Here is a 12,922-nt window from a genome sequence, read left to right on the forward strand (position 1 = left end):
TCCCAGCGGCGTATCTGTTGAGGGAATCTTTGCTTCGGACCACACGTTGGCCGGGTATAGAACGCAGCTGCGGGAACGAGGTGCCTGGGGATGGCAAGGCCTACGGGGAGTCGCACGCAGGAGGTCGCCGAGCGCGACCTGCTCGGTACCTATCTGGCGGAGATAGGCCGGGTCCCGCTGCTCACCGCCGAGGAGGAGGTTGAGCTCGCCAAGCGTATCGAGGCGGGACTTTTCGCCGAGCAACTGCTCGACAGCGGCGGCTCCGAGCCGCGCATCGGGGATGTGGCGGACGAGGAGCTGGAGCGCCTGGCGATCTCCGGCCAGCGGGCCAAGGACGAGTTCATCCAGGCCAACCTGAGGCTGGTCGTCGCGGTGGCCCGGAAGTACTCCGGGCGGGGGATGCCGCTGATCGACCTGGTCCAGGAGGGGAACCTGGGCCTGGTGCGGGCGGTGGAGAAGTTCGACTACCAGCGGGGGTACAAATTCTCCACCTACGCCACGTGGTGGATCCGGCAGTCGGTCGGCCGGGCCATCCACGAGCAGGCGCGCCCGGTGCGCCTGCCCACGCACGCGGGTGAGCAGATGACCCGGCTGATGCGGGTGCGGCGGGACATGCTGGCCGAGTTCGACGCCGAGCCCACCGACGACGATCTCGCCGAGATCCTGGAGCTGCCCATCGAGCGGGTGCGCGAGCTGCGCCGCTGGGCCTCCGACCCGGTCTCGCTGCAGCTCGGCGTGGGCGACGAGGACGAGACCGAGCTCGGCGACATGATCGCGGACGAGACCTGGGCCGACCCGGAGCAGCAGGCGATCGAGATCCTGGAGCGTGAGCGGCTCGACCAGTGGCTCACCGGGCTCGAGGGCGACACCTCCGAGATGCTTCGCTGGCGCTACGGGCTGGTGGACGGCCGCGAGCACACGCTGACCGAGGTGGGCGAGCGCTACGGTATCGGCCGCGACCGCGCCCGGCGCATCGAGCGCGACGCGCTGGCCAGGCTGCGGAAGATGGCGGCCGCCTGAGGCTTTCTTCGAGGAGTGGGGGATGGGTCGCCTCGTCCCGCAGGTGGGGGGGAATCACCTGGAGGGCGGGGCGGCCCATAGACTTAGGCTTGCCTAACCTAATTGATCAAGGAAGCAAGCCTCATGCGTCTCCGCCTGGCCACTCTGGCCGTGTTGCCCGTGCTCGCCGTCGCCGCCTGCGGCGCCTCCACCTCCGCCCAGGGTGGCGGCCCCACGCGGACCGTCAAGCATGCGATGGGCGAGACGAAGGTCCCGGAGACGCCCAAGCGCGTGGTCGTCCTCGACACCGACAAGCTGGACACCATGGTCTCCCTCGGCCTGGCCCCGATCGGCGCCGCGCAGGCCACCGAGAGCCAGAAGTGGCCCGCCTACCTGGGGGACGCGCTCAAGGACACCAAGCCCGTCGGCACCCTTCAGCAGCCCAACCTCGAGGCCATCATGGCGCTCAAGCCCGACCTCATCCTGGGCACGAAGTTTCGCCAGGCCGCCTTCTACGACAAGCTCAGCAAGATCGCGCCCACGGTCTTCACCGAGAAGGTCGGCGTCACCTGGAAGGAGAACTTCCAACTCGACGCCGAGGCGCTCGGCAAGCCGGCCGAGGCGGCCAAGCTCATGTCCGACTACGAGACCCGGGCCAAGACCGTGGGCGGGCGTTTCAGCGCGCTCAAGGTGAGCATCGTCCGTTTCATGCCCACCGAGATCCGGATGTACGGGCCCGAGTCCTTCAGCGGGATCGTGGTCGGCGACGCCGGCATCCAGCGGCCCGCGGCCCAGTTGCTCGCCGCCCAGGAAGACAAGCGGTTCGGCAAGCTGAGCCAGGAGAACATCGCCCAGGCCGACGGTGACGCCCTCTTCTACAGCGCGTACGGCGAGGTCGCAGCCACGTCGCAGGCCCAGGTCACCGCGGGCCCGCTGTGGAAGAAGCTCGGGGCGGTGACCTCCGGCAGGGCGCACGCGGTGGACGACGAGGTCTGGATGCTCGGCATCGGCGTCAAGGCGGCCAACGGCATCCTGGACGACCTGGACAAGTACCTCACGCCGCTGGCATGAGCTCTCGGTGATCTCGCCGGTGTCGAGGTCTTCCCCGAGCATCACTCGTAGCGTCGCAATGCCCCCACAACACCGACAAGATCACTCATTTCATGATCTTACGGCGTGCGCGGAGCTTCTGCCGGTTTCCGCACCGATCCATCGAGCACCACCGGCGCGCCCCGGGCCGCGAAACGTCGAGAAACAGCAGCCAGCAGCGCTCCCCGCCGCACATGCGCACCCGATCGAGCCGATCGCCGGCGAACAACTCGATCGCGTCTCTGGCCACCGCCGACAGGAACTGCGACCCGGTCACCGGAGCCGCCCAGCCCCGTGACCGGTCGTCGCCGATGACCGGGATCGGGGGCGGCGCCGCCGCGAACTCGTTCAGTGTCGCGTACGGCGCCGCCGTACTCTCGTCGATCCCGGCGGCGCGGGCGGCCACGACCTTCTCCTCGTTGCCGGGGGAGCGCGCCGCATCCAGGGCGAGCCTCAGGACGGCCCCGCGCAGGCGTTTGGCGCCCAGGAACTCCGCCTCGCCCACCTCGACCGGACCTTGCACGCCGAGCCGCGACCGCGGGATCCACGCGGTCAGATCGCCCGGCTCGTGAAGCAGTTCCCACGGCTCCACGGCGCCCGTGAGCAGGAACTCCAGGCACAGCGTGCCCGCGTCGAATCTGAACCGCTGCCCGTCGCCGCCGGTCAGCACCATCGTGCTTGCGATCTCCACACGAGCAGTGTAACACTTGACACCAGTTAAACCGGTGTCACTGAGGAGACGTGATGGAAGAGATCATCGAGCTGACCGAGCGCGCGTGGGAGGCCAACAGGAACGGCGATGCCGCCTTCTACGACGACTACCTCGACGAGGAGGTCCTCAGCGTCTCGCCGTGGGGTGCGGTGACCGACCGGGCGGCGATCCTCAAGGGCTTCGCCGAGAACCAGAACCCCTACACCCGCACCGACCAGTCCGGCCACCGGATCGTCCGGCTGACGGACGACAGCCTCGTCCACACCAGCGTGGTCGAGATCGACGTCCTCGTGGGCGGCACCGACAAGCAGACCGTGCGCTACCACGCGACGACCACCATGGTCCGCCGGGACGGCGCGTGGAAGGCCAAGGTCTTCCAGATCACCCCCGCCTGAGGCGCGGGATCCAGCCGGGCACCGCCCGCCGGTAGTCGTCGTACTCCTTCCCGAAGGTCCGCCGCAGCGCCGGCTCCTCGTAGAACCGGGCGAACAGCCAGGTCACGAGGGCCACCAGCGCCGCGTACCCGAGCAGGCCGAGCTGGCCGAACAGCAGTGCCTGCCCGGCGATCGCCAGGACGACGGCCACGTACATGGGATTGCGGACGTACTTGTAGAAGCCGCCCACCACGAGGCGGACAGGCGGGGCAGCCGGCGCCGGCGTGCCCCGCCCTTCCCGGACGAACCGGACGAACGCCGGGACGATCACCGTCGCCCCGGCGAGCACCAGCATCACCCCGAGAACCCGTAGCGCGGGCCAGAAGGGCTCGAACTGCCACCCGGTGAGCCACCAGGGCACCAGCCCGGCCACCACGCCCGGCGCGAGCACGAAGAACAGCGAGGTCCCGGCCGCCGCCGCCGAGGTCCGCATCGGGTCACCCCCAGAATCGCCGCAGATGGGGCACGAGCTCGCCGGCCCGCTCGTCGGGGAAGAACAGCCGGCCGCCGTCGATCTCGACGACCTCCCGCACGCCCGGAATGGTGTCGCGCAACCATCGCGCCCATTCCACGCCGAAGAAGGCGTCACCCGTACCCCACACCACGAGCGTGGGCACGGCAAGCACGGTCAGCTGCGACTCGATGGCGACCATGACCTTGGACTCGATCCCGGCCAGGAACCGCTCGAACGCGCGCCCGCCGCCCGGCTTGGCCAGGATCGGCTTCACGTAGGCGTCCACAAGGGCCTGGGGGTCGTCGATGCGCTCGTAGCCGTCGCCGTACACGCTGCTTCTGATCAGGTCGGGCCGCTGGGCCAGCACCTCGAAGAGCGGGAGCAGCTCGCCCTTGGCGGCCAGTTCGACCGTGGGCAGGAACCCCGGGGGCGGCGTGTTCTCGTGCACGTCGCAGTTGGTCAGCGTGAGCGAGCGCAGCTTGTCCGGGTGCCGCACCGCGAAGAGCTGGGCGATGGCGCCGCCGGTGTCGTTGGCCACCATGTCCACCTGGCCGAGGCCGAGTTCGTCGCAGAACCCGGCCAGCGTCTCGGCCAGCGCGGGGAGCGAGACGTCGTCCTGGACCGGGCTGCCGCCGTGCCCGGGCAGGTCGGGCGCGATGCACCGGCGCTCGGCCTGGAGCTCGGCGATGACGTTGCGCCACAGGTAGGAGCTGGTCCCGACGCCGTGCACGAACAGCGTGGCCGGGCCGCTTCCCTGGTCTACATGGGCGAGCATGGAACCTCCTGGATTACAAACCGACTGTCGGTCTGGAAAATAACCGACTGGTGGTCGGTATGTCTAGAGTTGGAGGATGAACCTCAAGGCCGAGCGCGGGGCCGCCACACGCGACCGGGTGCTCGCCGTGGCCCGCCGGTTGTTCGCCGGCCACGGCTACGAGGGCACCTCCATCGAGCTCGTCCTCCAGGAGACCGGCCTCAGCCGGGGCGCCCTGTACCACCACTACTCGGGCAAGGACGCCCTCTTCGAGGCGGTCCTGGAGCAGGTGGAGGCCACGGTGGCCCACCAGATCCGCAAGAGCGTCCGCGGCCTGTCCGACCCGGCCGAGGCGCTGATCACGGGATCCCTGGAGTGGCTGCGGCTGGCCCGCGACCCGGCCGTGCAGCGCATCGTGGTCATCGACGCGCCCGCCGTCCTGGGCTGGGAGCGGTGGCGGGCCATGGAGGAGCGCTACGCGTTCGGCATGCTGAAGGCCGCCCTGGGCGCCACCGGAGCGGTGCCGGAGGAGTCGCTGGACATCCACGCGCACATGCTGCTGGCGGCCATCAACGAGAGCATCCTGCTGGTGGCCAGGGGCGGCGACCACGCGGCGGCCGAGCGGGCCGTGGAGGACTTCCTCCACCGCATCCTCCGCCGGGCCTGAAGCGCGAAATTCGGGTTGTGCAGTATCCGAAACAAGGACGAAACACCACCACCCTGAGATTCACGCATGTGAAACACCCCCGGTCGAGCCGCGAAACCACGCAGGGCGACAGTTCCGGTCATACGTCAGTGCGACACGTGAACCACGGCACTCGCCAATCTGTAAGGAGGGTCGCGTCGATGATCGATAGCGGCACTACCGCCTGGATGCTGGTGTGCACCGCTCTGGTGCTGCTCATGACTCCGGGCCTCGCGTTCTTCTACGGGGGCATGACCAGGGCCAAGAGCGTCCTGAACATGATGATGATGTCGTTCGTCAGCATCGTGGTGGTGACCGTCGCCTGGGTGCTGTACGGCTACTCGCTGGCCTTCGACACCGCCGGTGACGGCACCGGTTTCCTCAACAAGATCATCGGCGGGCTCGACTACGTCGGGCTGACCGGCGTCTACAACGCGGTCTACGAGAACCTGATCGTGGCCGGCGACAAGGTGAGCGCCGAGGCGGCGGCCGTGGACAACTTCCCGTTGATGGTGTTCTCCGCCTTCCAGCTCACCTTCGCGATCATCACGGTCGCGCTGATCAGCGGCGCCATCGCCGACCGGGCGAAGTTCGGGGCGTGGGTGCTGTTCTCGCTGGTCTGGGCGACCGTGGTGTACTTCCCCGTCGCGCACTGGGTATGGGGCGGCGGCTGGCTCGGGCAGCTGGGCATCGAGGACTTCGCGGGCGGCACCGTGGTGCACATCAACGCGGGCGCCGCGGCGCTGGCACTGGCGTTGGTGCTGGGCAAGCGGGCGGGCTGGCGCAAGGAGCCGATGCGGCCGCACAACCTCACCCTGGTCCTGCTCGGCACCGGTCTGCTGTGGTTCGGATGGTTCGGGTTCAACGCCGGCTCCGAGCTGGCGCCCGACCAGACCGCCGGGCTGGCGTTCATGAACACGCAGGTGGCCACCGCCGTGGCCGCGGGCGCCTGGCTGCTGGTGGAGAAGCTGCGCGACGGGCACGCCACCACGCTGGGCGCGGCGTCCGGCGCGGTCGCGGGCCTGGTGGCGATCACCCCGGCCTGCGGGTTCGTGGACCCCTGGGCGGCCGTGGTGATCGGCCTTCTCGCGGGCGTCGGCTGCTGCTACGCCGTGGGCCTCAAGTACAAGCTCGGCTTCGACGACTCGCTCGACGTCGTGGGCGTGCACCTGGTCGGCGGCGTGATCGGCGCGGTGGCGCTGGGCTTCGTGGCCGCCTACCCGTTCCTGCCGGGCCAGAACAAGGGCATCCTCATCGAGGGCGGGCAGCTCAGCCAGCTCGGCCTGCAGGTGCTGGGCCCGGTCGTCGTCGGCCTCTACTCTTTCGTCCTGTCGTGGATCATCGGCAAGGTCATCGACAAGACCATGGGCTTCCGGATCTCCGAGGAGGCCGAGGTGGCCGGCGTCGACGTCACGACCCACGCCGAGACCGGCTACGACCTGGGCAGCGTCCACGCCTCCGGTGTGGTCTCGGCCAAGGGCCCCGTCACAGTTGCGAAGAAGGTGGACGCATGAGGCTCATCACCGCGGTCATCAAGCCGTTCAAGCTCGATGACGTGAAGGCGGCGCTGGAGCAGTTCGGCATCAAGGGCATGACGGTCAGCGAGGCCAGCGGGTACGGCCGGCAGCGCGGCCACACGGAGGTCTACCGGGGCGCCGAGTACCAAGTGGACCTGGTCCCCAAGGTCCGCGTGGAGGTGCTGGCCGAGGAGGACGACGCCGAGGACGTGATCGACGTCATCGTCAAGGCCGCGCAGACCGGCAAGATCGGTGACGGCAAGGTCTGGTCGGTCCCGGTGGACACGGTCATCCGCGTGCGTACCGGAGAGCGTGGCCCCGAGGCGCTGTGAGCCTGCGGGAGGAGTCGATGAGATCCTTCGCCGCGGCCCGCGCCTCGCGGGCCGCCGACACCGACCGCTGGCTCAAGGACCTCTTCCGCACGGCCGGCGACGGCACGGGCGCGGCGTTGGTGGCGGTGGGCAGCCTGGGCCGGCGCGAGCTGGCCCCGGGCAGCGACCTGGACCTCGTCCTGCTGCACGAGGGCCGGGCGGACATCGGGGCGGTCGCCGACCGGATCTGGTATCCGATCTGGGACTCGGCCGTGGGCCTGGACCATTCGGTGCGCACCGTGGACGAGGCCGTCGAGGTGGCGCGGGAGGACCTGAAGGCGGTGCTGGGCCTCATCCAGGCCCGCCACGTGGCCGGGGACCCGGAGCTGACCCGCAAGGCGAGGGAGGCGGTGCTGGCCGGGTGGCGGGCCGATTCGCGCCGCCGGCTGGCGGAGTTGCGGGAGATGTCCGACCGGCGGGCGGAGGGCAGCGGCGAGGTGGCCTTCCTGCTGGAGCCGGACCTGCGTGACGGCCGCGGCGGGCTGCGGGACCTGCAGGCGATGCAGGCGGTCGCGGCGGCATGGGTGGCCTCGGCGCCGGGCCCGCGGGCCCGCGAGGCGTACGAGCTCGTCCTGGACGTGCGGCACGCGCTGCACATGGTGACCGGCCGGGGCGCGGACCGGCTGGTGCTGCAGGAGCAGGACGCGGTCGCCGGGGCGCTGGGCCTGCTGGACGCGGAGGCGCTGATGCGGCGGCTGGCCGAGGCGGGCCGGACGATCGCACACGCGTTCGACGTGACCTGGCGGGCGGTTGACAGGCTGGTGTCAGGGCCGAGCCCGCGGGGGCGGCGGCCCCTGGCCGACGGGGTGGTCGAGCAGGCGGGTGAGGTGGTGCTGGCGCGGGGCGCCGATCCGCGCAAGGACCCGGTGCTGGTGTTGCGCGCGGCGGCGGCCGCGGCCGGGTCCGGGCTGCCGCTGGCGCCCGCGACGGTCTCCGTCCTGGCTGCTCAGTCGGCTCCGCTGCCGGTGCCGTGGCCGGAGGAGGCGCGTGACGCGCTGGTGGCGGTGCTGGGCGCGGGGCGGGCCGCGGTGCCGGTCTGGGAGGAGCTCGACCAGGCGGGGATCATTGTCAAGCTGCTCCCTGACTGGGAGCGGGTACGGCACCGGCCGCAGCGCAATCCGATCCACCGTTTCACCGTGGACCGGCACCTGATCGAGGCCGCGGCGAACGCCGCCGCGCACACGCGCGAGGTGTCCCGCCCGGACCTGTTGCTGATCTCGGCGCTGCTGCACGACATCGGCAAGGGCTGGCCGGGCGACCATTCGGCGACGGGCGAGGTCGTGGTCCGCGACATCGGCGCGCGGATCGGGCTGACGCCGCCGGACGTGGAGATCCTGGCGACGGTCGTGCGGCATCACCTGCTGCTGCCGGAGACGGCCACCCGCCGGGACCTGGACGACCCGGTGACGATCGAGAAGGTGGCCGGCACGGTCGGCTCGCGCGAGGTGCTGGAACTGCTGGCCGCGCTGGCGTCGGCCGACGGCCATGCCACCGGCCCGGCGGCGTGGAACGCCTGGAAGGCGGGGCTGGTCACCGAACTGGTCCGGCGGGTGCGGTCGGCGCTGTCCGGCTCGCCGCCGCCCAGGGCGCCGACCCTGTCGGAGGCGCAGGTGGCGCTGGCCCGGCACGGTGGCGGGGCCGTACGGGTGAACGGGGGCGCGGTCACGGTGGTCGCGCCGGACCGGCCGGGGCTGCTGTGGAGCGCGGCGGGGGTGCTGGCCGCGCATCGGCTCGTGGTGCGCTCGGCGTCCTCGGCCGCCGCCGGGTCCACGGCGGTGATCGAGTTCGTGGTCGTCCCCGAGTACGGCACGCCGCCGGACCCGGCCACGCTGGAAGCCGATCTTCGTCTGGTCCTTGCTGGCCGTCTTGACATCGAGCAGCGTTTGGCCCGCCGTACGCGATCGCTGCGACCGGTCCGGGTGCCGGTGGCGCCACCCCGTGTGACGTTGGTGGACGATGCTTCCGCGACCGCCACGGTGGTGGAAGTCAGAGCCCATGACAGGCCGGGGCTTCTGTGGCGAATTGGCCGCGCTTTCGGAGAGTGTGGGCTTGACGTACGCGCCGCCCGAGTGGAGACTCTCGGCGCGGAGGCGGTGGATGTCTTCTACGTGGTTGACCGTGCCGGGCGCCCCCTCAGCGACGGCGCGCAGAGGACGCAAGTCCGCGACCTAGTGCTTGCAGCACTGCGGTAACCAACAACACACATTCTGCGGTCACGTTTGTAACGATTGTGTCCGTTTTGACCTGGTACGTGAGTTGCTGCGGATAGCTTGTGGACGGCTTTAATACCCGTTGGTGAACGGGATGATTGAGGGGTTGCACAGCGGTGACTACGGGGAACCACGACAGCGGCCATGCCGCCAGGCGGGACCGGGGGAAGCGGTCGCTGCCCAAGTTCAGCCTGCGCAACTGGCGCGTGCGCTGGCGCCTGACGGCGCTCATCCTCGTGCCCACCGTGGCCGGCGTCGTCCTCGGCGGCGCCCGCGTGGTCACCTCCGTCGAGAGCGTCACCGTCTACGAGCGCGCCCAGACCGCCGCCGAGCAGAGCGGACGCATCCGCGACCTCCTCCAGATGATCGGCCTGGAGCGTGACACGGCCACGTGGATGTACATCGCCGGCGCCGCGGGCAAGGAGCTCAAGGGCAACCTCACCGCCCGCCAGCGCGAGGTCAACGACCTGCTCAAGAGCGTCCAGGACGACCTGGCCACCATGGCCGGCTACGGGCCCCGCGTCGAGCACGCGGTCATGATGGTGCGCACCTCGTCCAACGTGGCCAAGATCCGCGCCGACAAGACCCCGACCGCCTACCGCGGGCTCACCGACGCCCTTCTGGGCCTGCACGACGAGCTGAGCCTGCTCACCCAGGACGCCGCCACCATCGGCTACCAGCGCGGCCTGAGCGCGCTCGCGCGGGCCAAGGAGGAGATCTCCCAGCAGCGCTACCAGCTCCTCGTCGGCTACTACCGCTACCGCTCGGTGGACGCCCAGGAGGCGCAGCGCTTCATCGCCTCTCACTCCCGCCAGCTCGACGCCCAGGCCCTGTTCGGCGCCGAAGCCGGCGTCGACCTGGGCATGAAGCTGCGCAACGCGCTCAGCAGCAGCGACTACTACAACAGCGAGCTGACCAAGGCCCGCGCGATCGTGCTGGCCGGCAACAAGGAAGCCGGGGCGGTCTTCAGCAACCACCTCATCGAGGACCCCAACGTCTGGTTCGAGCAGAACAGCAAGGTCATCGACGCCCTCGGCGGCATCGAGGTCCTGGCCGCGGAGCGCCTCGCCAAGCGCGTGGCCGACCTGCGCAATGGCGAGATCGGCAGCGCGGTCATCGCCGGTGTCGCCATCCTCGTGCTGCTGGTGCTGGTCCTGCTGCTCACCGTCCTGATCGCCCGCTCGATGGTCAGCCCGCTGCGCCGCCTGCGCACCGAGGCGCTCGACATCGCCGGCTTCCGGCTGCCCGACGTGGTGCGCAAGCTGCGCATCACCGGCGACACCTCCGCCGGTGAGGTGCGGCCCATCGACATCGAGGGCCAGGACGAGATCGGCGAGGTCGCCAAGGCGTTCGACGAGGTCCACCGCCAGGCCGTACGGCTGGCCGGCGAGGAGGCCGAGCTCCGCAGCAACATCAGCGCGATGTTCGTCAACCTCTCGCGCCGCACCCAGACGCTGGTCGAGCGGCAGATCTCGCTGATCGACGGCCTGGAGAAGGGCGAGCAGGACGGCACCCGGCTGGCCGACCTGTTCAAGCTCGACCACCTGGCCACCCGCATGCGGCGCAACTCCGAGAACCTCCTGGTCCTCGCCGGCCACGAACCCACCCGGCGGCGCAGCCAGCCGGCCAAGCTCGTCGACGTCGTGCGCGCCGCGCTGTCGGAGGTCGAGGACTACGAGCGCGTCCAGGTCAAGGTGCACCGGTCCACCTCCGTGCTCGGCAGCGCCGCCAACGACCTCGTGCACCTCGTCGCCGAGCTGGTCGAGAACGCCATCCAGTTCTCCCCGAAGAACAGCCAGGTCGGCGTCTCCAGCAGCATCATCGAAGGCGGCGGCGCCCTGCTGTCGGTGAGCGACGCCGGCATCAGCATGACCGAGGACGAACTGGGCGAGGCCAACCGCCGCCTGGCCGAGCCGCCGGTCGTGGACGTGTCGGTCTCCCGGCGTATGGGCCTGTTCGTGGTCGGCCGCCTGGCGCTGCGCCACGGCATCCGGGTCCAGCTCCGCAAGGGCGAGGGCGCCGGGCTGATCGCCATGGTGCTGCTGCCGCCCACGCTCATCCCGGACGGCTCGCAGCCGCAGCCCGCCGCGCAGCGGCCCGCCTTCGGCGGCGGCACCGTCCCCGCGCAGCCCGCCTTCGGGGCCGCCGCGCAGACCTTCAACTCCTTCGGCAGCAGCAGCTACGAATCCCAGGAACTGACCGCCCAACGCGGCCGGTTGACCGGCTTCACCGCCGACACCGACGGCGGCGCCTTCCGGCAGGACAGCGGCACGTTCCCTTCGTTCCCGAGCAACCCGTCCTTCCCCAGCGCCCCGGCGCCGGCCGACCCGCTGCCGCGCCGTCAGCCGGCCCAGCAGCACCCGTCGTTCCCGAGCCTCGAGCAGCCCGCCTATCCCGGCGTGGAGCAGTCCGCCTATCCCGGCGTGGACCAGCAGCCCGCCCACGGCGCGTTCCCGGGTGCGGAGCAGCCGGCGTTCCCGGGCGTGGAGCAGTCCGGCTACCCGGGTGCGGACCAGCCCGCCTACCCGAGTGTGGAGCAGTCCGCCTACCCGGGTGCGGAGCAGTCCGCCTACCCGAGCCTGGACGCGCGCCCCCCCACCGAGCAGCCGCCCGCCCCCGGCACCGGCGCCTTCCCCACGCGCAACGGCACCGGGGCCTTCCCCGCGGCCTCCACTGGATCCTTCCAAGCCGCCCAGCCGCGGCCCAACGGCGGCTACCCGACGCCCCCGGCCACCCGGCCGCCCGTCGGCCAGCCGTACACCACGGGCGAGTCGCGCGGCCGCGAGCAGTGGCGCAACGACGTGCCGTCGGTGGACGTCTCCCCGATGGAGCCGGAGCAGGAGGAGTTCCTGCCGATCTTCGCCGCCGTCGAGTCCGCCTGGTTCCGCAAGCCCGCGGCCGACGAGCAGCCCGAAGCCGCGGAGTTGCCCAGGCGGGATGAGGGCGCGCCCCCGCAGGACGTACCCTCTGGGGAGGAAACGTGGCGAACTCCCGCCGACGCCGGTTGGCGCGCGGCGGCTGCCGCCAGCGACCCCAGCCTCGGCGGCCTCACCTCCGCCGGGCTGCCCAAACGCACGCCCAAGGCCAACCTGGTGCCGGGTACGGCGGGCCAACCGGCCCAGTCGCTCTCCCCGATGCCGCCGGTCTCCGCGGACCGGGTCCGCAGCCGGATGGCCAGCTTCCAGCAAGGCGTGCGCCGTGGTCGCGCGGAAGTGGTACGTGAACAGGAGGAACAAGAGTGAGCGAGCGTCCTGCCGCTAGGGAGGTAGCGTGACTACCCTTAGCCACGAGGCGCACCGGTTCGACTGGCTGATCACCGACTTCGTGAGGAACACTCCCGGGGTCGCCCACGCCGTCGTCGTCTCCGCCGATGGGTTGTGCCTGGCCAGTTCCGAGGGTTTCCCCCCGGACCGCGCCGACCAGCTCGCCGCCGTCTCCGCCGGGCTGCTCAGCCTGACGGTCGGCGCCTCCCGGGTCTTCGAGGGCGGCGCCGTCACCCAGACGGTCGTGGAGATGCAGCGCGGCCTGCTGCTGGTCATGGCGATCAGCGACGGCTCCGTGCTCACCGTGCTGGCCGCCCCCGACTGCGACATGGGGCTGGTGGCCTACCAGATGACGCTGCTCGTCGACCGTGCCGGCCAGGCCCTCACGCCCGCCCTGCGTGCGGAGCTCCAGGCCGCCAGGACGCGGTGATGCC

At 71.0% G+C, this 12,922-nt stretch carries 12 protein-coding genes; 9 read left to right on the plus strand and 3 right to left on the minus strand.

What is annotated here, in order from left to right; all coding sequences use genetic code 11:
* Positions 1–90: 90 nt before the first annotated feature.
* Positions 91–1,020, plus strand: coding sequence for a sigma-70 family RNA polymerase sigma factor (locus FVE25_RS27895; protein ID WP_157250034.1), 930 nt, complete (start codon positions 91–93; stop codon positions 1,018–1,020).
* A 123-nt stretch (positions 1,021–1,143) separates the two neighbouring features.
* Positions 1,144–2,070 carry an ABC transporter substrate-binding protein gene (locus FVE25_RS27900; RefSeq protein ID WP_157250035.1) on the plus strand — a complete coding sequence of 309 codons (927 nt, stop codon included), beginning with the start codon at positions 1,144–1,146 and terminating at the stop codon, positions 2,068–2,070.
* A gap of 85 nt (positions 2,071–2,155) precedes the next feature.
* On the opposite strand, the gene FVE25_RS27905 is transcribed toward FVE25_RS27900, so the two are convergent.
* Positions 2,156–2,779 carry a CGNR zinc finger domain-containing protein gene (locus tag FVE25_RS27905; RefSeq protein WP_246267537.1) on the minus strand — a complete coding sequence of 208 codons (624 nt, stop codon included), beginning with the start codon at positions 2,777–2,779 and terminating at the stop codon, positions 2,156–2,158.
* A 53-nt stretch (positions 2,780–2,832) separates the two neighbouring features.
* Here FVE25_RS27905 and FVE25_RS27910 point away from each other — a divergent pair, with 53 nt between their 5' ends.
* Positions 2,833–3,195, plus strand: a complete 363-nt coding sequence (locus tag FVE25_RS27910) for a nuclear transport factor 2 family protein (RefSeq protein ID WP_157250036.1) — start codon at positions 2,833–2,835, stop codon at positions 3,193–3,195.
* On the opposite strand, the gene FVE25_RS27915 is transcribed toward FVE25_RS27910, so the two are convergent.
* Both FVE25_RS27915 and FVE25_RS27920 read right to left on the minus strand, forming a co-directional pair.
* The gene (locus tag FVE25_RS27915; protein ID WP_157250037.1) at positions 3,182–3,667 is read right to left on the minus strand and encodes a methyltransferase family protein; all 486 of its coding nucleotides are present in this window, start codon (positions 3,665–3,667) and stop codon (positions 3,182–3,184) included. The genes FVE25_RS27910 and FVE25_RS27915 overlap by 14 nt on opposite strands.
* Before the next feature lie 4 nt (positions 3,668–3,671).
* Positions 3,672–4,463, minus strand: coding sequence for an alpha/beta fold hydrolase (locus FVE25_RS27920; protein WP_157250038.1), 792 nt, complete (start codon positions 4,461–4,463; stop codon positions 3,672–3,674).
* A 76-nt stretch (positions 4,464–4,539) separates the two neighbouring features.
* Between FVE25_RS27920 and FVE25_RS27925 the strand changes: the two genes are divergently transcribed.
* From FVE25_RS27925 to FVE25_RS27950, 6 genes are all read left to right on the plus strand, one after another.
* The gene (locus FVE25_RS27925) at positions 4,540–5,109 is read left to right on the plus strand and encodes a TetR/AcrR family transcriptional regulator (RefSeq protein WP_157250039.1); all 570 of its coding nucleotides are present in this window, start codon (positions 4,540–4,542) and stop codon (positions 5,107–5,109) included.
* A 179-nt stretch (positions 5,110–5,288) separates the two neighbouring features.
* Positions 5,289–6,641, plus strand: coding sequence for an ammonium transporter (locus FVE25_RS27930; RefSeq protein WP_157250040.1), 1,353 nt, complete (start codon positions 5,289–5,291; stop codon positions 6,639–6,641).
* Entirely contained in the window at positions 6,638–6,976 is a 339-nt protein-coding gene (locus tag FVE25_RS27935) for a P-II family nitrogen regulator (RefSeq protein WP_157250041.1), read from the plus strand. Before FVE25_RS27930 ends, FVE25_RS27935 begins: the two co-directional genes overlap by 4 nt.
* The gene (locus tag FVE25_RS27940) at positions 6,973–9,207 is read left to right on the plus strand and encodes a [protein-PII] uridylyltransferase (protein ID WP_281367901.1); all 2,235 of its coding nucleotides are present in this window, start codon (positions 6,973–6,975) and stop codon (positions 9,205–9,207) included. Before FVE25_RS27935 ends, FVE25_RS27940 begins: the two co-directional genes overlap by 4 nt.
* A 134-nt stretch (positions 9,208–9,341) precedes the next feature.
* A complete protein-coding gene (locus FVE25_RS27945; RefSeq protein ID WP_157250042.1) occupies positions 9,342–12,467 on the plus strand; it encodes a sensor histidine kinase in 3,126 nt (1,041 codons plus the stop codon).
* A 28-nt stretch (positions 12,468–12,495) separates the two neighbouring features.
* Positions 12,496–12,918 (plus strand): roadblock/LC7 domain-containing protein, encoded by a 423-nt coding sequence (locus FVE25_RS27950; protein WP_084961465.1) that lies wholly within the window; start codon positions 12,496–12,498, stop codon positions 12,916–12,918.
* Positions 12,919–12,922: the final 4 nt, after the last annotated feature.

Source organism: Nonomuraea typhae (assembly GCF_009760925.1).
GTDB lineage: Bacteria > Actinomycetota > Actinomycetes > Streptosporangiales > Streptosporangiaceae > Nonomuraea > Nonomuraea typhae.

What these genes read in the sequence shown, in the direction of transcription:
- FVE25_RS27895 (WP_157250034.1), top strand. Translation starts at nt 91, where the DNA reads ATGGCAAGGCCTACGGGGAGTCGCACGCAGGAGGTCGCCGAGCGCGAC.
- FVE25_RS27900 (WP_157250035.1), top strand. Translation starts at nt 1,144, where the DNA reads ATGCGTCTCCGCCTGGCCACTCTGGCCGTGTTGCCCGTGCTCGCCGTC.
- FVE25_RS27910 (WP_157250036.1), top strand. Translation starts at nt 2,833, where the DNA reads ATGGAAGAGATCATCGAGCTGACCGAGCGCGCGTGGGAGGCCAACAGG.
- FVE25_RS27915 (WP_157250037.1), bottom strand. Translation starts at nt 3,667, where the DNA reads ATGCGGACCTCGGCGGCGGCGGCCGGGACCTCGCTGTTCTTCGTGCTC.
- FVE25_RS27920 (WP_157250038.1), bottom strand. Translation starts at nt 4,463, where the DNA reads ATGCTCGCCCATGTAGACCAGGGAAGCGGCCCGGCCACGCTGTTCGTG.
- FVE25_RS27925 (WP_157250039.1), top strand. Translation starts at nt 4,540, where the DNA reads ATGAACCTCAAGGCCGAGCGCGGGGCCGCCACACGCGACCGGGTGCTC.
- FVE25_RS27930 (WP_157250040.1), top strand. Translation starts at nt 5,289, where the DNA reads ATGATCGATAGCGGCACTACCGCCTGGATGCTGGTGTGCACCGCTCTG.
- FVE25_RS27935 (WP_157250041.1), top strand. Translation starts at nt 6,638, where the DNA reads ATGAGGCTCATCACCGCGGTCATCAAGCCGTTCAAGCTCGATGACGTG.